The 18,849-nt window shown below is 44.5% G+C and carries 18 protein-coding genes; 13 read left to right on the top strand and 5 right to left on the bottom strand.

Annotation, left to right across the window (positions count from 1 at the left end; translation table 11 throughout):
* Positions 1 to 345 precede the first annotated feature (345 nt).
* On the top strand, positions 346 to 1,017 hold the full coding sequence (locus JNC77_RS14350) for a L,D-transpeptidase (RefSeq protein ID WP_374833687.1): 672 nt from the start codon (positions 346 to 348) through the stop codon (positions 1,015 to 1,017).
* 120 nt (positions 1,018 to 1,137) lie between these two features.
* Here the strand turns inward: JNC77_RS14350 and JNC77_RS14345 are convergent, their stop codons facing one another.
* Both JNC77_RS14345 and JNC77_RS14340 read right to left on the bottom strand, forming a co-directional pair.
* On the bottom strand, positions 1,138 to 2,256 hold the full coding sequence (locus JNC77_RS14345; RefSeq protein ID WP_374833685.1) for a sterol desaturase family protein: 1,119 nt from the start codon (positions 2,254 to 2,256) through the stop codon (positions 1,138 to 1,140).
* A gap of 10 nt (positions 2,257 to 2,266) precedes the next feature.
* Complete coding sequence (locus JNC77_RS14340) at positions 2,267 to 2,872, bottom strand: phosphatase PAP2 family protein (RefSeq protein WP_374833683.1); 606 nt, start codon at positions 2,870 to 2,872, stop codon at positions 2,267 to 2,269.
* 165 nt (positions 2,873 to 3,037) lie between these two features.
* On the opposite strand from JNC77_RS14340, the gene JNC77_RS14335 reads away from it, so the two are divergent.
* The 4 genes from JNC77_RS14335 to JNC77_RS14320 are packed head-to-tail and all read left to right on the top strand — an operon-like array spanning position 3,038 to position 7,157.
* Complete coding sequence (locus JNC77_RS14335) at positions 3,038 to 4,048, top strand: 3-oxoacyl-[acyl-carrier-protein] synthase III C-terminal domain-containing protein (RefSeq protein WP_374833681.1); 1,011 nt, start codon at positions 3,038 to 3,040, stop codon at positions 4,046 to 4,048.
* Entirely contained in the window at positions 4,048 to 5,025 is a 978-nt protein-coding gene (locus JNC77_RS14330; RefSeq protein ID WP_374833679.1) for an NAD-dependent epimerase/dehydratase family protein, read from the top strand. Before JNC77_RS14335 ends, JNC77_RS14330 begins: the two co-directional genes overlap by 1 nt.
* Positions 5,026 to 5,080: 55 nt before the next feature.
* Positions 5,081 to 5,866, top strand: coding sequence for an MBL fold metallo-hydrolase (locus tag JNC77_RS14325; RefSeq protein ID WP_374833677.1), 786 nt, complete (start codon positions 5,081 to 5,083; stop codon positions 5,864 to 5,866).
* Between the two features lies 1 nt (position 5,867).
* Entirely contained in the window at positions 5,868 to 7,157 is a 1,290-nt protein-coding gene (locus JNC77_RS14320; RefSeq protein WP_374833675.1) for a F390 synthetase-related protein, read from the top strand.
* 3 nt (positions 7,158 to 7,160) lie between these two features.
* On the opposite strand, the gene JNC77_RS14315 is transcribed toward JNC77_RS14320, so the two are convergent.
* Positions 7,161 to 7,382, bottom strand: a complete 222-nt coding sequence (locus tag JNC77_RS14315; RefSeq protein WP_374833673.1) for a hypothetical protein — start codon at positions 7,380 to 7,382, stop codon at positions 7,161 to 7,163.
* A gap of 220 nt (positions 7,383 to 7,602) precedes the next feature.
* Between JNC77_RS14315 and JNC77_RS14310 the strand changes: the two genes are divergently transcribed.
* The 6 genes from JNC77_RS14310 to JNC77_RS14285 all read left to right on the top strand — a co-directional run bounded on the left by JNC77_RS14310 (position 7,603) and on the right by JNC77_RS14285 (position 13,313).
* Positions 7,603 to 7,785: a hypothetical protein gene (locus tag JNC77_RS14310; protein WP_374833671.1), complete on the top strand. Its 183-nt coding sequence runs from the start codon at positions 7,603 to 7,605 to the stop codon at positions 7,783 to 7,785.
* Positions 7,786 to 7,797: 12 nt separating this feature from the next.
* Positions 7,798 to 8,163 carry a hypothetical protein gene (locus JNC77_RS14305; RefSeq protein WP_374833772.1) on the top strand — a complete coding sequence of 122 codons (366 nt, stop codon included), beginning with the start codon at positions 7,798 to 7,800 and terminating at the stop codon, positions 8,161 to 8,163.
* Positions 8,061 to 8,630, top strand: coding sequence for an ATP-binding cassette domain-containing protein (locus JNC77_RS14300; RefSeq protein WP_374833768.1), 570 nt, complete (start codon positions 8,061 to 8,063; stop codon positions 8,628 to 8,630). The genes JNC77_RS14305 and JNC77_RS14300 overlap by 103 nt, the downstream gene beginning before the upstream one ends.
* Positions 8,631 to 8,885: 255 nt before the next feature.
* Entirely contained in the window at positions 8,886 to 9,413 is a 528-nt protein-coding gene (locus JNC77_RS14295) for an RNA polymerase sigma factor (RefSeq protein WP_374833669.1), read from the top strand.
* Positions 9,414 to 9,518: 105 nt separating this feature from the next.
* Positions 9,519 to 10,457, top strand: coding sequence for a FecR family protein (locus JNC77_RS14290; RefSeq protein WP_374833667.1), 939 nt, complete (start codon positions 9,519 to 9,521; stop codon positions 10,455 to 10,457).
* A 114-nt stretch (positions 10,458 to 10,571) separates the two neighbouring features.
* Positions 10,572 to 13,313 (top strand): TonB-dependent receptor, encoded by a 2,742-nt coding sequence (locus JNC77_RS14285; protein WP_374833665.1) that lies wholly within the window; start codon positions 10,572 to 10,574, stop codon positions 13,311 to 13,313.
* Positions 13,314 to 13,368: 55 nt separating this feature from the next.
* Here JNC77_RS14285 and JNC77_RS14280 read toward each other — a convergent pair whose 3' ends face one another.
* A complete protein-coding gene (locus JNC77_RS14280) occupies positions 13,369 to 14,517 on the bottom strand; it encodes a linear amide C-N hydrolase (RefSeq protein WP_374833663.1) in 1,149 nt (382 codons plus the stop codon).
* Positions 14,518 to 14,940: 423 nt separating this feature from the next.
* Positions 14,941 to 16,329, bottom strand: coding sequence for a glutamate decarboxylase (gene gad, locus JNC77_RS14275; RefSeq protein WP_374833661.1), 1,389 nt, complete (start codon positions 16,327 to 16,329; stop codon positions 14,941 to 14,943).
* A gap of 496 nt (positions 16,330 to 16,825) precedes the next feature.
* Here gad and JNC77_RS14270 point away from each other — a divergent pair, with 496 nt between their 5' ends.
* Both JNC77_RS14270 and JNC77_RS14265 read left to right on the top strand, forming a co-directional pair.
* The gene (locus tag JNC77_RS14270) at positions 16,826 to 17,893 is read left to right on the top strand and encodes a mechanosensitive ion channel family protein (RefSeq protein WP_374833659.1); all 1,068 of its coding nucleotides are present in this window, start codon (positions 16,826 to 16,828) and stop codon (positions 17,891 to 17,893) included.
* Between the two features lie 47 nt (positions 17,894 to 17,940).
* Positions 17,941 to 18,750 (top strand): hypothetical protein, encoded by an 810-nt coding sequence (locus tag JNC77_RS14265; RefSeq protein ID WP_374833657.1) that lies wholly within the window; start codon positions 17,941 to 17,943, stop codon positions 18,748 to 18,750.
* The last annotated feature ends 99 nt before the right edge of the window (positions 18,751 to 18,849 follow it).

The following is an 18,849-nucleotide window of genomic DNA, read 5'->3' as shown; positions in this document are numbered from 1 at the left end:
ATCTACAAAGTTGCAGTGTGACCATAAGTATACAGTCGGTTTAAAGAGTTTTCGTAGGTAAGCCAAAAACTCTGGTAATTGAGGGGCTGCATGACATTTGCCCCAATAGGAACATATTTATAATCCTATTCAAGACGCGAATGCATCACGGTTTTTCGCTTTAATTTTGTCGGCTATATGAATTGAGATACTCTCCCTTTTCGTATCAACCGGCACAATTGCGTAAAGCTTTGCTAACACATCATATTTCGTTAACCATGGCTGGTCTATTGTAAACGCAAACAGGATTGATGTGTTTACATTGCACCAATCGCGAATAGTTATTGATTGTAGGATAATTATAATATGTCTCTGACACGTAGAGCATTTGTTGTTGGCTTGCCCGCCGCACTTGCAGCTTGTACATCAACACAAGCTTTAAAAGATGGGCCTCGGGTTTCCGAATATCATAACGCGATGTATGCAGCCGTAGAAGGTGAACCGTTTGCGGTTCCTGCACCTAACCTGAAAAAGATCGAACCTCAATATTATCGACGTGAAGTTGCTTATGCGAGTGGCTACCTGCCTGGCACGGTTATTATTGATACGCAGAAGCGCTTTCTCTACTTGCAACAAGAAAACGGTCGCGCATTACGTTACGGCATCGGTGTCGGTAAAGCCGGTCTCGAATTTGAAGGTGAGGGCACGATCCAATATAAGCGCCAATGGCCAAGTTGGACACCAACCCCTGACATGATTAAACGTGAGCCTGAGCGTTATGGTCCATTGGCATCCGGTATGGCGCCGGGTCCGACAAATCCGCTTGGTGCGCGTGCGCTTTACCTCTTCAAAGATGGTCGTGATACACTTTATCGCATTCATGGAAGTAACGAAGATTGGTCGATTGGTCGCGCAATTTCAAGTGGTTGCATCCGTTTGCTTAACCAAGACATTATTGACCTTTATACACGCATTCCAAACGGCACCAAGGTTGTTGTTTTGCAAGGTAACTCTGGTCAGATAGCCTCTGCATCTTGACGACTATGATCATGTGCCGGGCTGATTGGTTAAAATTCTGCCTGGCACATAATGATTTTTAAAGAGCGAAACAAACCAAAAAACCGACAGCTGATTAGCTTGAATTTCTTGAACGCGTAATCATGGTGCGCTTATTGCTTTGCGTCCCCAGCCCCAAAAAACGGCTGTACTATGAATGACGAGGATAAGCATAAACACCATCCAAAATGGGTTATGCCATTTAAAATAAACCGCAAAACTTAGTAGCATCAACCAGGTAATACCGAGCCAGCTGTTGATACCCCATCGTTTGCCCTCACTAATGCCTCCCAGCGCCACAGAGCCACTGGCCAAGAGCAAAAAAAGCACGATTTGTTCCGTTAATGACTGGCTGATTTGATAGCCATATAGCCAGATATATCCGGTTACCAGTATGAATAAAATCACCGCACCGCTGAGTACAGTGAAACCGGAGCTGATGAAATCAGGTGTTTTAACTGCTCTTTTCTCACGGCGTTTTTGCAAATAGTCGCGAAAAGGTTCATTGCTGGCGACAAACGGATTTTGCGACGGTTTTTTGCCTTTTACACCATAAGCAAAATCTGTTTCCGGCAAATCAGGCCGGTATGTACCAAATAAACGATCCCAAAAAGCAAAGCTGCCAGCATAATTTGCATCGCTATAGTCACGATCATTAACATGATGAATGCGATGATGAGCGGGGGTTACCAGAATATATTCCAGCCAACCCAAACGTGGTGTCAAAGCACTATGGTTCATCAGCTGAATTGAATAATGCAAAACTGAAACGGTAATGAAAACCGGCAGCGGCACCCCCAAAAGCGCCATCGGGATAAAAAAGGGAATTGAAGCCAATGACGAATACCATGAATTGCGTACAGCCAGCGACAAATTAAAATGTTCGCCTTGATGGTGAACCACATGCACTGCCCAAAGAAGTGCAAATTTATGATGTAAACGATGTAGCCAATAAAAACAAAAATCCCACATTAAAACCGCAAGCAGCCATAGCCAAATTGGCGGCCAGTCGGAAACCACATTCAGACTGAAATGAGCAACAATAAAGCCATAACAGGCAAGTTCCAGACCGCGAAACAACCAAAGCATCATATGGCCGGAATTCAGATTAAAAACGACATCGTGCCAGTCGACTTTTTCTTTGCCGGTTCTGATTAAAATGAACATTTCGCCGAGTACCAAAACGATGAGCAGCAGGATCGGGAAAGCAATTGCCATCATGGCACAGGCCTCATAATATTTTTTTATTCAGTTTCAGAATATAATGTGCAAGTAACCCTGCACTGATTGCCAATGCCGTACCGCTAATAGCATCGATGAATTGATGGCGATGCAATTGCAAAATGGAAACAGTAATTGCGACAGCCCATAAAGCAAGAAAAGCGCTACGAAGCAAATGTGTTCTATCCCAAAATGCATAAAGCGAAAGCAGTGTGAGTGTAACATGCAGGGACGGCAGGCAGTTTTGCATGGAATCAACAGCGATCAACATTTTTAGAGCAGCTGTACTGATTGTATCGTGTGTAATGGATGGAAATTCCATGGTTGTTGGCCATAGAATAAAAATAATGCCGGCACCTATAGCCGAGAATTGCATGGAGCGCGCCAACCACACAAGTTTCTGATTTTGGCAAAACAAATATGCTAAAGTGACATATGGGAAAAATGACAAATACAGCCAGATTGCATTGGGATCAAACGCAAACCATTGATCAATAAATGAAGGTTGCAGCATGATGGCAGATGCCTGATCCTGACTACTCGTCAGACTATAAACAAGCCCGACAGATCCCCAGCCGGTCAGCATGTACCAAAAGCGCAAATATAGCGAATACATTTAGTCTCCAGATAGCAAAATATGTTTGAAAACAAAGTATTTCGCTTAAAATCGGCTTTGTTTCTTAGTCATTTTTCAGAAGCTCAGAAAATAAAACACCTCTTGACGGCTGTTAGCTATCATGCGACTGCGTAAATGAACACCATAAATTAAGTGCAGATATTGATGACAATCATTGAAAATGGTGCGGGGAAACCCGGATTGAAAATTGCAGGAACCGGCGCATATCTTCCAAAAACCCGGCTTCTTTCCAGTGAAATTGACACGCAATTAAACTGGCCTCTGGGCACAGTCGAAAGCCGTTTTGGTCTTCATGCGCGCTATGTTGCAAAAGGGGAAGAGACAAGCTCCTTCATGGCGGAAAAAGCGGCACGACAGGCATTGCATGCAGCAGGTATAGCGCCGCAAGAGCTTGATCTGATCCTTGGTGCTTGCGGCGTGATGGAACAAGTCATCCCATCAACCGCTACTTTGGTTCAGGCGCGGCTGGGTTTGGGTAAATCCGGCATTCCGGCCTATGATGTCAACGCAACCTGCCTGAGTTTTATTCAGGCACTAGACTTGGCTGCCATGAAAATCCAGCTTGGGCTAGCCCGTAATATCTTGATTTTTTCCGCTGATATTGCTTCTGTCGGTTTGAACTGGCACGAACCGGATGTAGCAGCCATTTTTGGTGATGGTGCAGCTGCGATTGTTTTAACCGCTGATGGTGACGGATTGATAGCCAGCCGCTTTGAAACTTATTCAGAAGGCGGTGATGCTTGTGTTCTGGCAGGCGGTGGCACACGTATATCAGCGGCTATTGATCGTGATGCTGCTGCAGAAGCTTCTTATTTTCGTATGAATGGGCAGGCGGCGTTTCGCATTACTGCCCGCTATTTGCCTCGCTTTTTAAAACGATTATTTGCACAAGCCGAAATGCAGTTAACTGGTATCGATTGTATTATTCCACATCAAGCCAGTGGACCTTCACTCACTCACGGGCTGGCGCGTCTCGGTCTCAATCCGGATAATGTCATCCAGACATTTGCACGATATGGCAACCAGATTGCTACCTCAATACCAATGGCATTACATACGGCAATTACGGAAAATCGTCTGAAACGAAATGATGTGGTTTTGCTGGCCGGCACTTCGGCCGGTATTTCCATCGGCGGCGCGATCTTGCGGTATTGATGGCAAAAGTTTTTGTAACAGGCGCAACCGGATGTCTTGGTAACTATTTAAGTCGCTATTTATCCGCGCAAGGACATCAAGTCGTAGCTCAGGGACGCGATATTCAAGCCGCGCGCGGGTTAGTAGCTGCAGGTATTACGTTCCTTCCATTTGACCTGAGAGGGGACTATCCAGATGCTGCTTTCAAAAGTGTAGATATAATCTTTCATTGTGCAGCGCTTTCTTCTGCCTGGGGGACGGCAGAGGCGTTTCAGACGATTAATGTCACCGCAACGCAGCGCCTGCTTTCAGCCGCGACCAAGGCGCAAGTTCAAAAATTTGTGTTTGCATCATCGCCCAGTATTTATGCCAATGGGAAAGACCGTTTTAATTTGAGCGAAGAAGCATCATTACCCAATCATTTTCCAAGCCACTATGCACGAACAAAATATGAGGCGGAATGCTTGGTGATGGCGGCTGATCAGCAAAACGGAATGCGTACAACCGCGATACGCCCAAGAGCCATTTATGGGGCAGGGGATCGCTCCTTGATGCCACGTCTGTTGGAAGCTATTCAACGTGGTCGTGTACCGATGATTAATGGTGGTGAAAGTTTGATAGATATCACGCATGTCACGGATGCGGCACGCGCTATGAGCTTGGCAGGTTTTAAAAATGAGGTCGGCGGTGAGATTTTCAATATCACTTCAGGTGTAGCGTTTCGCTTTTCTGAATTGCTTGCAGCAGTCTGTGCTTTAAAGAATGCAAAACCGCGTGAAATACACATCAAATACGAGAGCGCAATGCGGCTGGCCAAAAGCCTTGAATTTCTGCATCGGATTTTTATGCCCGCAAAAGAGCCGGTCATTACCTGTCAGGCTGTTGCATCGCTCGGACGTAGCCTGACATTGGATATCAGCAAGGCTAAAACTTTGCTCGGCTATGTACCAATGATGGCAATGGAGGATGGTATTCGAGATTATGCCAACAGCCTCTGAAATAATATTGGACTTCATGAGTTTTCATGTTGGTTATTGCCGCGGACCCTTGGCAATGACACAGCGTGGTGCGCCATGGCGCATGGGAAGCTTTCCGGCAGGCGTTGCAGTGTTTCGCCATCCACTGCATGGGACAGTTTTGTTTGATAGTGGTTATGGTGCATTATTTGCAAAAGCGACGAAACCGTTTCCCGAACGAATTTACCGTTGGCTGACGCCGGTTCATTTCAAATCAGAGGATAATCTTGCCAATCAATTAAAAAAACGCGGTGTTGCCTCACCCAATCTGGTTTTTCTGTCGCATCTCCATGCCGATCATGTTGCCGGTTTATTTGATTTATCGGCCATTCCGCCCGTTATCACATCGAAAATCGCGATTGACAAATTATCATGCAAGCGGCTTGCCAGTTTGCAGGCAGGCTGTCCGGCTATCATCCGTGACAGTTTATCGTCGTTGCCATTACAGCCAACGGAAGATTTTCCAGTCCTTGATCTAAAACCTTATGACCTGCAAGCTTTCGGCTGTGGCTATGATCTGCTGGGCGATAAATCTGCCATCGCAATCTCTCTGCCTGGTCATGGTTTCGGGCAAATGGGTCTCTTTTTACCTGCAACCTCACAAGGTGCGATATTTTTAGTCGCTGATGCAATCTGGAGCCTTGCGTCAATCCGCAGTAACTTGCCGCCGCCACAGATAACCTTAAAACGTCTTGGGAATGCAGCTGCTTTTATGGAAACATTTGCAAAATTGCATGCTTTTCATAAAACGCACCAGAATGTCAAAATCATAGCATCCCATTGTACTGAAAGCTATCCAATGCAGATGCGCCGGAGATTTTAGAATGAACTCGCTTGGTGTATTTTTGCGTGCTCGTTATGGCAAAGGCTTTTCAGCACGGGCAGACATTGAGGAGCACCAAAAAAAAGCATTCTTGCATTTACGTAAAAATATCATGCCACGTTCGCCTTTTTATAAAAGCTTTGCCGATAAACCACTCAGTGACTGGCCATTGATGAACAAGGTGCTGATGATGCAGCATTTTAGTGACATTAATACTGCAGTCATCACCAAAGACGAAGCCTTGCGCATAGCACTTGCCTGCGAAGAAAAGCGTGATTTTGCTCCTATGATTGGAAAAATTGCTGTTGGGCTTTCTACCGGAACATCAGGCCAGCGCGGGCTTTTTGCCTCCAATAAGCGTGAACGTGCTCTATGGGCAGCTTTAATGCTCGGTCGCTTCTCGCCATCTTTTTTACGTTCGCAGCGCGTCTCTTTCTTTTTGCGTGCCAATAATATGCTCTATGAGCGCTTGGGAAACATTCTTATCAGTTTTGAATTTTATGATTTATTGCGTACTTTTGAAGAGCATTTGAGGCGTTTGACCGATCAGAAACCCACTGTGCTGATAGCACCTGCACAAATTTTAGGGCTTTTGGCAAAAGCTCAAAAGGATGGTGTTATAAACATTGTACCTCAATGTATCATATCAGTGGCCGAAGTCCTTTCTCCTGAAGATAAAAGATATATCGAGACCATTTTTAAAGTTAAGGTTGATCAGGTTTATCAATGCACCGAAGGTGTGCTCGGCATGACCTGCAAAGCAGGCAATCTGCACCTTAACGAGGCTTATGTGCATATTGAGCGTGACATTCTTGAACCTATAAGCGGAGCTTTTGCTCCTATTATTACAGATTTGACACGCGAAACATTGCCGATTTTAAAATATCGCCTTGATGACATATTGATACCGGACGACGCGCCTTGTCCATGCGGATGTGCCAGCCAGCGTTTAAAACGTATTGAAGGGCGTTGTGACGACATTCTCTATTGGCAAAAGTATGATGGTAAATTGCAAATGATACCATCAGATGTCATCCGTCAAAGCATCGCTACAGCGAATACGCCTGTCCAGGATTATCGTGTCATTCAATATGGTCAGGAGCGACTGGATATATGGCTTGAAACAGATAATTTACAACAAGCTTGCCGTGACATTGAATATAATTTGCAAACTGAGGCCGGAAAACTTCATGCGCACTTGCCAAAGCTGCATTTTCATCAAGATATAGAGCTGCAGATCGATCAAAAACGAAGACGCGTCATATTTAAGAAAAGCTCGTCGGCAATCTGAACTTTATTTTATCTGCTCATCATTTTTCATGGATGGCAGCATTGTTAAAGCACCTGTAATCAATGCACGGACACCTAATATATAGGTTAGGGGAGTACCCTGCTCGATTGTTTGGCTTTCTTCTGTGCGAGGTGGAATAAGTGTATCCGCCACAGCCACACAGGCATGCGAAACCGTTAAAAACAGCCAGTGTGATTGCTCGGTTGTCATTTGATAGCTGTGCATCAACGCTTGCTGATGCTCAATGCTGCAACGCCCACAATAGAAATGGACGGAAGACCCACAATTTGTGCTGCCTGCCAAAGAAAAGCGTGTCCTTTATCTGGATTCCTCCAAAGTTTTCACGTCAAGTATCGCCAGCGCCAGACATACATTGGATGCGCTGGATACTTGGCACAATGCCTGCTTAAACAGACTTCTCCGATCGTGAAATTGGAAAACGAATATGAGTGCTCCAGACAAGACTAAACCTGCACCGAATATATGGCAGATCATAAATCCCGTACGTGGTAATCGTTATTATGCCATGTTTTTATCGGCTCTGGCTGCACTGGCGACAGTACTGGCACTTATTGCACTGGCATGGGAGATACAACTTCTTATCAGCGGTCGGACAAGTATTCCTTAGGAGCCGTTAGCCGTGGCGGCTGTTTTTACCGCTATTGCTTATGGCCTGTGTCTGTTGGCGTTTAATTACCCCCATTACGCAGCTTTTCGGCTGGAAACCCTGCTGCGTAAAGGTTTGGCTGATCGCCTGGCTCAGGTGCCGCTCGTTTATGTACAGCAAAATGGAGCCGCAGGACTAGCAAAAGTGATGATGGATGATGTGAAAAATCTACATGCTTTTGTGGCTGACATCACGCCCCTTTATGCTTGCGCCATGCAGATCCTCAAAAGGGTGTTGTGCGCATTGGCGGGCATGATATCCGCTCCATATCGCCTGAGGTCCTCAATAGTCTGGTGCCTGTTGTATTTCAGGATGTCTATCTGTTTGATGATACGGTAATAGCCAATATCCGTATGGCCAAACCATCAGCTACCGATGAGGAAGTGGTTGCGGCTGCCCGTGCAGCTCATGCACATGATTTTATCAGCCATTTGCCGGCCGGTTATGAAACCCGCATCGGCGATTTTGGTGGCCGGTTATCCGGCGGGGAGCGTCAACGGATGAGTATTGTGCGTGCAATGCTAAAAGATGCACCGATTGTTATTCTGGATGAGCCGACAGCAGCCTTAGACACCGAAAGTGAAGTGGCAGTGCAAGCTACAATTGATGCATTGGTACAAGAACGTACAGTGATTGTCATTGCGCATCGTTTGTCCACGATCGCAGCCGTAGACCATATTTTGGTGATTGAAGACGGCAAACTTGCAGAGCAGGGCACACAGTCTGAGCTTATGCAACTCAATGGTCGTTTTGCTAAAATTTGGTATACCCAGCAGCAGACACAGAACTGGCATGCCTCTAATTAACTAATATTATTTTTAAGGTTTATGTTCAAATGGCGGTTAAAAACCGCCATTTTCTTCGTCGAGGAGTATGAATTTAAACTTGACAAAATGACGCATCTATTGAATGCATGAGCTTGCAACCGCCACTTACAGATTTAAAATTAAACCAAAATGCTGGAGAAAATCTTTTTCTCAAACAGGCAGGTCAGATTTTAGCAGCGATTGTGCATCATGGCATTCTGCATAGAATGATATTATAGCAAAGCGAAAAAGTTTGTGTCATCTTTAGTTCTTTCTGACGGCGAAGACCCGAACACATCATTCACTAAAATTATTGAACGTTTTTATGGCGAGTTGAAAAACTATGCCCGCCATAAAGTGGGTGATGACGCCATTGCAGAAGAACTGGTACAGGAAGCCTGTCTGAGATTGGTGAGTTCGGGAGAAGAAATCCCCCATAATCCAAGAGCTTACCTCTATCGCATTCTGGGTAATCTCGTCACTGACCATTATCGGCGGAAGGCGCGTTTCAATAATAATTTTTCTTTTGCTGAAGCGGTCGAGCCGGCCGATGAGCAGCCTGACATTGAACGCGAAATGATCGCACGCCAAAGGCTTGCCATTCTGGTTCAAGCTGTGTCAGAACTGCCGCCAAGGTGTCGGGAATGTTTCATACTCAGACGTTTCGACGAGCTTTCGCATGCAGAAATTGCAGAACGGATGAAAATAACACGCAGCGCCGTTGAAAAACATCTCGCCGTTGCAACTGTCTATTGTGCACGGCGTTTGAAGGCCCATGAATAGTTTTAGGTCAGGCATGAGGTTTTCAGTTTTTCAAACGTCTTATAGATTGACCGTTTATAAAAACCGGTCTGTTCTTTCCTCGAAGTGTGGGGTAAGCCGGTGACGATGTCGGGCTCAGCAAAAACAGATAAATTGAACGAGGCGGCAGAATGGTTTTTTCGCCAGGATGGTGTGCGTTTATCAGTTTCCGATGAGATTAGTTTTCAAAGCTGGCTCGCGGCTAGCGATGAAAACCGTGCAGCCTATGCCGAAATATCAGGCACTTGGGACGAGCTTGCGCAAATACCGCAACCCGCTGTCATGACCGCGCCGATAGCGCGCCATAATTGGTGGTCTAAATCTGTGTCCGCGGCTTTTGCTTCTGTTTTTCTCTTGGCAGCAGGTGCGTGGTACAGCGATGTTGCAACACGTATATCCGCCGATGGTTATACGGGTACAGGAGAATTGCAGACGATGCATTTGCCTGATGGCTCAATTGCCGAGATGAATAGTGGCACTGCAATTGCGCTTAGCTATTCACCCGATGAACGGCGCATCCGTCTTTTAAAAGGGGAGGCGGTTTTTACGGTCAGTGCTGATCCGCAACGCCCCTTCATCGTAGAGGCCAATGGGGGTGAGGCGGTAGCCCTTGGAACCGTTTATGGTGTACGCGATGATGATAATGGTGCCACTGTAACTGTCATTGAAAGCCATGTTGCAATTTCTGCTTCAGCCAATGGTCAACAAGTCAAGTTGGGACAAGATCAGCGTATTTCGTATATGGACGGCAAACTTGCTTCAATACAGTCGGTTGATGCTGCGAGTGAAACCGCATGGCGGCGCAACAAGCTTATCTTTGTCGACAAGCCGCTTGGCGAGGTTGTTGATGAACTGAACCGTTATCATAAAGGCATGATACGCATCATTGATGGTTCAATCCGCTCACGTCGTGTCAGTGGTGTGTTTGAAACAACCGATATTATTAAGGTCATTGATACCTTGAAAAAGTCATTCGGCCTCAATGATACGAGGCTTGGTGAGATGGTCATTTTAATCCACCAATAATTTTTTTATTATTTGTTGATTTTTTTACTCCGGTTTTTGTCGCCCTGATCGTCATAGCAATCGAAAGCACTGTCATCCGGCTTGTGGGATGACATTTGAAGACAGGGGTTCTTGATGAATTTTCGATTTGAAATGCCGCGTAGATCATCACGCAATTTAATCGCACTGCTGATGGCAACGGCTTCCATATCTGTTTTGATGAGCGTGGGAACAAAGCCGGTTCTTGCACAAAATACGGCCCAACAAGGGGCTGCTGCCGTGCAATATTCCATTCCGGCGGGTCCTTTACCACAAGCACTAAACCGTTTCGCGGATATTTCCGGCCTACAGCTTGTTTATGACGCAGGCGTCACGAGTAAATTACGTACAAAAGGTTTTTCGGGAAAGGCGACAAATACAGAAGCCCTTTCTTCACTTTTGGCAGGAACGGGTCTCATCTGGCGCTCTGCCGGCAACCGTTCAGTAACAATTGAAAGTCCTGCCCAAAATAGTGCCGAAGGAGCTTTTGTCGCCCCCGATGGTGATATCACACTTAATACCATTACTGTCAGCAATAATGGCAGTATTTTAGGCAGTCACGACGATACATACACCACTGCAGGCTCTGTCAATTATATTTCAGCGCAGGAAATCGAACAGAAACGCGGAACATCGGCTGGTGATTTTATCGCCGGTATTCCGGGCGTTTTGAACGGTGACAGCCGAAATTCCGGCGCGCTGGATGTCAATATTCGCGGCCTGCAAGGGCAGGGGCGCGTGCCGGTTGTCATTGATGGCGCCACACAAGAGCAAACAGTTTACCGCGGATATAACGGTGCCCGCTCCGGTAGTTTCGTCGATCCTGATTTTATCAGCGAAGTTTCGATTGAAAAAGGCGCAAGCGGAGCGGCTGATGCTAATGGTGCCATTGGTGGTGTTGTACGTATGACAACGCTGGGTGTGCATGACATTCTACTGCCGGATCGTCAGTTTGGTGTCCGCTTGCGTGGTGGGTTCAATACCAACAGCACGTCTGCTCCGCCTGTTCTGACCGAAGGTGGTATGAAAGGCGGTTGGCACCAACCTGGTACTCCACCCAATGTTCGTGATGGCGGCAATATGGATCGGCCATCTTTTTTAAAGCCGACCGGTGGAAATGGCAGTATTGCCGCCGCATTCAGCTCGGAATCTGTTGATCTTGTTGCTGCTTATGCCAAACGTAAAAACGGTAATTATTTTTCAGGCAAACATGGCAGCGGTCAGCCATATTTTGTTGATAAAAGTACAGATCCTGATTTTCCGAACATTGGTTATGAAGGCCTGTCGCCCTGGAAGGGCGGAGAAGAAATTCTCAATACGTCAATGGAAAACGAATCCGTCTTATTTAAAGGCAACTTCCAACTTGGCATTGATCACGCATTGGAGCTGAGTTTCATGCGTTATAGGAGTGAATTTGGTGAAATTATGCCGACACGCATCGGCACCCACACCAGTGCTGTTGGCGTTTTCCAATCCGAGCCGGATACGCTTGACCTTAAAACCTACAATGCCCGCTATCGTTGGTCACCTGAAACTGATCTTATTGATTTGAAGATCAACGCTTTCCGCACCGATATGGATCATCGCGCAACCAATTTGCTGCCCGGATGGGGTGGGATAGTGACGACAAGTGTCAACTATGCGCAAACAATTCGTAACGGAATTAATGTTTCTAACGAAAGTCTGATTGAAGCTGTACCAGGCGATTTTCGTTTGGAATATGGTGGTGGCTGGCAATATGAAACGCTTGGGTTACCTAAAGATATTGATGATAAACAATGGGTTATCAACCATTCTGAGTTTCCGCCACGTTCCGGTAAGCGCACCGAGAAGAATGTCTTTATGAACGGCAAATGGGAAATCAATCCGCAATGGACGGCAACAGCCGGTATTCGTTACTCAAGCTTCCGCACATCCGACGACAACAACAGCATGAAGATGATCAGTAACTGGCCGGATTTTGAATATGAACTTATTCCGGGCAAGGTGATCCATGTTTCAGGTCATGGCATATCCAATCATGCATCGTTGAACTGGGAGCCTCTGGATGATTTACAGCTTTATGGTCGCTATTCGGACACTGTTCGTATGCCGAGTATTTTTGAAACTCTGAAAGGTTTCTCAACGGCCTATCTGCCAGAGGGGCTTAAGCCTGAAAAGGCCAGAAGTTTTGAATTTGGCGTGAATAAAACCTTTGAAGATCTAACCGGACACAGCGACCAGTTCAGAGTACATGCAGCTTATTATAATAATCACATTGATAACTATCTGACGCGTTCAAATATCATTTATGATGAACCGATTGGAGGGTATGTGGGCGGTCTCGGCATGATCAATCTTGATTATGCCAAGATGGCCGGTATTGAGTTGAGCGCGGATTATAAGCTCGGTAATTTCACCGCAAAACTGGGCTGGAACCATACATTAACATCACGTTTTTGTGCCAATCCTGGTTCATTATGGAAACAGGACCAACTATGCAGTGAAGGTGGTTTTACCAATAGTTATGCGCTCCAGCACGTGCCGCCGAAAGATACGGTTTCATTAGAACTCGGTTACAAAATGTTTGATGATCGTTTGACACTTGGAACGCGCATTTCGCATTATTCACATCGTTTTGTCGAAAGCACAGTGGAAACGACAACGGAAATTCAGCCAGGCAAATGGAAGCCTTATACATTGGTCGATGTTTTTGGCAGCTATAATTTCAATGAAGCAACACGGCTTGATTTTGCGATCGATAACCTGACGGACAGATATTATATGGACGCGTTGAATGCGGCCTTGATGCCGGCACCTGGACGCACGTTCCGAATGAATATGACAGCCAAGTTCTAATCATAATTTTAAAAGCAGGGTGTGAATCCACACCCTGCTTATTTTTATAGAAAATTTATTTCATCAAAACATCAGTGGCATCAAAAATCTCTAATTGTGAGATTTTCTCAAGCGGTGCGATTTTAAGTTCCGAAAGAGCGAATAAACGGTTCAAGTCAAATTTGGTAAAATTAATGCCGCTATATGTGCGCACATAAAATTGGTTATTGGCCAAATCGCCAAGCACTGTCCATGATGTGTATTCGGATTTGTATTGAGCGTCACCAATTGCAGAAGCGCTTTCAATATCAAGCCCGCCGGAATTAATTGGATCAATAGTTATACCTCGAGGACGGTCAAAATTATTCATAATATGACCAAGCATACGGATTGCATATTGAGACGGCGTCTTTTCAGCAAAATTTGCATAATAAGCAGCACGTACAAAACGTCCGACAGAGGTATTGGATGAGGGCAATCCAGCTGTAGCAATGCCTGAGTCAGGCTGGGAGACTTCTAAATTTCCAAATTTTCCTTTTGAATAATCGAGATTGTTCAAAAATGTATAATTGTTGAGATTGGTCAGGTGCCATTTGAAATCAGGGCCATTTGTCATCACACCAACAGGATTATCATAGACATTTTGTTTTTCATCTGAAAACTCAACAACAATAGACTTGCCTGAGCGGTCATGAATAACAAAATGAAACGGGGTTACCGCTCCTTTTAAAGGTGCGAGTTTAGTAAGAATGACGATGTTTTCTTCTAATGCAGCTTTTACATCCGCAGCAGTGGCATACTGGCCAAGAACCCATGCACCAAGATCAACAGCAGCAAGCATCGCTTTGTTCTGTTCTGCTTTGTCGACAGGCCCTGAAGCACCAGCATAAGCCAGAACACTAAAGGTCAATCCCTGATCATTTATTCCTTCCAAAATCTTAAGATCATTCAGGCTGCCATTGGGAATCGCAATTGCGAAAATAGCATGGCTGGTCTGAAAATTGAGAGCCGGATGATCATCTGCCGTCGATGTAAATTGATGCCCTTTAGGGATACTGGCTAAGACATATGGAAGCTCAACTGACAGTTCCATTGTCCGTCCTGCATATGCATTTCCTTCTTTGCTGCGGAATAACAAAGCCGTACAGGCGAGCAGAACATTGCTGGAAACATGATAGGATGCCGTGTCGGTCAAAAAAGGCAGAAATGTTGAAATCAAAGACATATCATACTCGCTTTTATCTGGTTTTACTTCGAAGACTTGTAAATCTACCTGCTTTATCCATACAGAAATACATGTATATTTTCTATATGAATGGTACTGAAAAATACACGATATGAGCCAGTCTGCTTCATATTTGCCATAGCGGCTTTCCGAGTGCGGAAATCGCCCTGATGTGTCGTAAAAACAAATCCATTGGGTAGATTGTCAATAATCTGCATCATCAAAAACAGTTCGGGTTACACGATTGCGGTAAACTTCTTCAATTTTGTTTGATTGTATAAATCTGCGTATAGGTAAATACGCAGACCTGATTTTTATTTCTTCCGTCAGGGCGACGGGAGAAAACATAGTGTCGCCCTGAATGAACAATCTAAGACAAATAAGGGGCAGGACCCGCATGCCCTTTGCCTGAATTTGTTCAACTTAGCCGTGATTAAAGCCAGTTGCTTCTTGTTTCGACAATGGTTTGCTTACCGGATGCTTTTCGAAATAATCCAGCGTACGTTTGATATCATCGAGCAAAAGACTTGCCAGATCATAGCTGACACCATGGCGTACCAATATTCGCTGAACAACCAGATCTTCACGGTCTGCGGGCATGGAATAGGCAGGCACTTGCCAGCCGCGATTTCGAAGCCGATCTGCGAAATCGTACAAAGTATAACCGCCAACTACAGCACTTTCTTTCAGCTTCCAGGCAAGTGCCGGAATGCCCTTTTGGCTGTCACCGTCGAAGAGGATCTCAAATGGACCCATTTTTCCAATCTCGCGCGCAAGGTACTGTGCAATTTCATAACAAGCATTATGAATTTTTGCGTAGCCTGTGCGGCCCAAGCGCAGAAAATTATAATATTGTGCGATAATCTGGCCACCGGGGCGCGAAAAGTTCAATGCAAAGGTCGGCATGTTTCCGCCGAGATAATTGACATTGAACACCAACTCTTCAGGTAAGTCAGATACTTCGCGCCATACGACCCATCCCGCTCCAAGCGGAGCCAAACCAAATTTATGGCCTGAAGTATTGATAGATTTGACGCGAGGAAGACGGAAATCCCATTCGAGATCAGGCGCACAAAATGGAGCTAAAAAGCCGCCGCTTGCACCATCGACATGGATGGGAATATCAAGTCCAGTTTCGGCCTGGAGTTTGTCAAGTGCGTCATGTACAGCCTTAACCGGCTCATACTGGCAGGTAAATGTAACGCCAAGTGTCGGAATAACCCCGATGGTGTTTTCATCAACGCGTTTGAGAACTTCTTCAGGACTCATGATGAGTCGATCACCTTCAAGCGGGATTTCGCGCAGTTCAACATCAAAATAACGCGCAAATTTATGCCAGCAAATCTGTACAGGACCACAAATCAAATTAGGTTTATCGGTGGGTTTTCCTTCTGCTGCACGGCGTTTGCGCCACTGCCACTTCAGCGCCAATCCACCAAGCATCGCTGCCTCAGAAGAGCCGGTTGTTGAACAGCCCATTGTGTTAGCAGCATCTGGAGAATTCCACAAATCAGCAATCATATGCACACAACGCGCTTCAATTTCCGCTGTTTGTGGATATTCATCCTTGTCGATCATGTTTTTATCGATCGATAAATCCATAATTTCGCGAATTTCTTCATCAACCCAGGTTTGACAAAATGTAGCAAGGTTCTGGCGCGAATTACCATCGAGCATCAATTCATCACGAACTGCCGCAAATACATTGCGCGGATTTCTTTCTTCATCCGGAAATTTAGTTTTCGGCAGAGAAGTTGACAACTCTAATGACGCATAAACGTCATCAAATTCACTATATTTGTTATCGCTCATTGCAGAGATCCTCACTAGTGATTGAATGGTTATCTTTATGCATATTTTATTGTAGGTGATTTTTTATTTTTATATTTCGTAACTTTAATTTGTTCAATTCTTAATATTATCAAAGGTTATAAGTCAAAAAATCCTCTGCCTCGATATTTACCATGTCAAAATATTGAAATTATTGCATTTTTTAAAGAAAATCTTTAATAGCGTGTCTTAACTATGACAAGTAAAAATCATGAATCTCCAAATTAAGGTTAACATTGCTGATGATTTACAACATTGGCCGTGTTGCTTGCTTTGATTGAAATCAAAGCGTGTTCATTTTAACCATAAATTTCGTCTATAAACATCAAAACTGATATTCTTAAAGGAGTGTCATCGGTATATTATTGTTATTGAAGTTTTTATGATACTGCTTTTAAAGTTATATCAATGGCTTTGAACCATCTTTTATGTATGGCTTAATACCATTGGACGTTCGCATTTTTGCAGCGGAGAAAGTATGACTGAATATTGGATTGCCGCAGGTATAATTTTACTTTTAACAAGCACTGCATTTACCATCTGGTTTATGATGCGGCGCGAACGTGCTTGGTCATCCAGCATTCTGGCGCATATTATCTATATGATGTCATTATACGGGGTCATACTGACCTTAAGACAAGTTGTCTTCATGCTGCTGCAAGCTTATAAAATAAGCGCTATCACGCCTGATATGATAAATACAGCGGCCATTGCATTCATTGCTATTTTAACCCTCCAGCAGCTTTTCCAATTAATAAATCGATTGACGCACGCACAGATTCGCAAGGGAAGTGATCCGACATCGGCGCGTATGATTTCGCGCATTTTGAAGCTTTCACTTTTTTTGTTTCTTATACTCATGTTCGGGGAGCATTTCGGTATCGGTCTTTCCGGATTGCTGGCATTTGGCGGCATAGGTGGCATTGCAATCGGCGTTGCCGGCAAAGATATGCTGAGCAATCTGTTTTCAGGTGTGATGTTATATTTTGATCGTCCCTTCAATATTGGGGATTGGGTATGTTCACCTGACCGTCAGATTGAAGGTATTGTCGTTGAAATCGGTTGGCGGATTACCAAAATAATAACATTTGATAACAGACCCCTATATGTGCCCAATTCTCTATTCTCAACGATCAGTCTTGAAAACCCCGGGCGCATGACCAACCGCCGTATCAGCACTACAATTGGTCTGCGTTATGACGATGCGGATAAGGTTGCAGCTGTGATAACAGACATCAGAAAAATGCTTAAAACCAATCCGTTAATTGACCAAAGTCAGGATTTATTAGTTTATTTTAATGAGTTTGCTGATTCATCGCTCAACATAATGGTTTATTGTTTTACAAAAACAACACATTGGGCGGAATGGTTGGATATTCAGCAAAATGTCTATTTGCAAATCATTCAGATCGTGCAGGCGCATGAGGCCGATTTTGCTTACCCGACACAAACATTGTTGATCAATCCTGAGCCTGCTGTGCCGGTACAAAACCCAGCAGCTAATCTTTCAGTAGGAGCAGGGGAGGGAAACGCTCATTCGTTATAAATACTGTTATAATTTTAGTCTTAATTATAAAGCTATGATGCGGCATAATGAAAAAATTCAGACCCTTTATTATCAAACATAAGTTTATTTTTAACGGCGAGGAAAAAACATTTCTCTCACGCGTCTATCGTAAGGGACTCGATTTTTCCTCGCGCCTGCATGACGTAGAAACAACAGCTTTTTGGAAAACTTGCACCTATAATCGTTTTATCGGCATTTCATTCTCAGTCGGTGCCTTTTTGTTCGGCTTTGCAAGTGTTTTGATGTTTTGCTCATTGAAGTGGGGTTGGTTAAGTAACTTGACCAATCTGATTTTTTTTGCGGGCTCAATACCTTTTACGCTTGCAGCAGGATTACAGCATATTCAATCGGCAAACTTTTCGCCGACACCTGATCACAATAATAATAATAATAGATTTAAATTGATTGGCTGGTCACCTGCTAACGCGGGCTGGTTAAGCACCTTCACTCAACTCCTTGGGACACTTGCATTTAATATCAGTACTTTTAATGCCATAGCGCCACCATTGAAAGCCATGTTAAGTGTATTGGAAATATGGACACCAAATTTTGAAGGTTCGGTACTATTCTTGATATCCGGTTATCTCGCATTTATTGAGGTTGATAATCGTTATTGGAGTTGGAAGCCTAAAGATATATCCTGGCAGGCGGTATTTGTTAATTTGTTTGGTTGTATTGCCTTCATGATATCTGCTGTCGCACCTCAAACGCCGGAGGATGATAAGACAAATTGGATTTGGTTATATTCCAATACTTATACGCTCATTGGTGCGATATGCTTTTTCATTGCTGCTCAGTTACTTATCAGAGAAAGTAAACAAGCTTCTCCTGATTAATCGACTTGTTCCATAATCCATCTTATCAAATTCATATTTATAACAGCTATATAGAGATGCGACACTTGGGCAAATTAGAGATGCGACAGATTTTGCAGC

The organism is Paenochrobactrum pullorum (assembly GCF_041929845.1).
GTDB lineage: Bacteria > Pseudomonadota > Alphaproteobacteria > Rhizobiales > Rhizobiaceae > Paenochrobactrum > Paenochrobactrum pullorum.
Note: the sequence above shows the minus strand (reverse complement) of the source record. Positions and strands in the feature narration are given on the sequence as shown.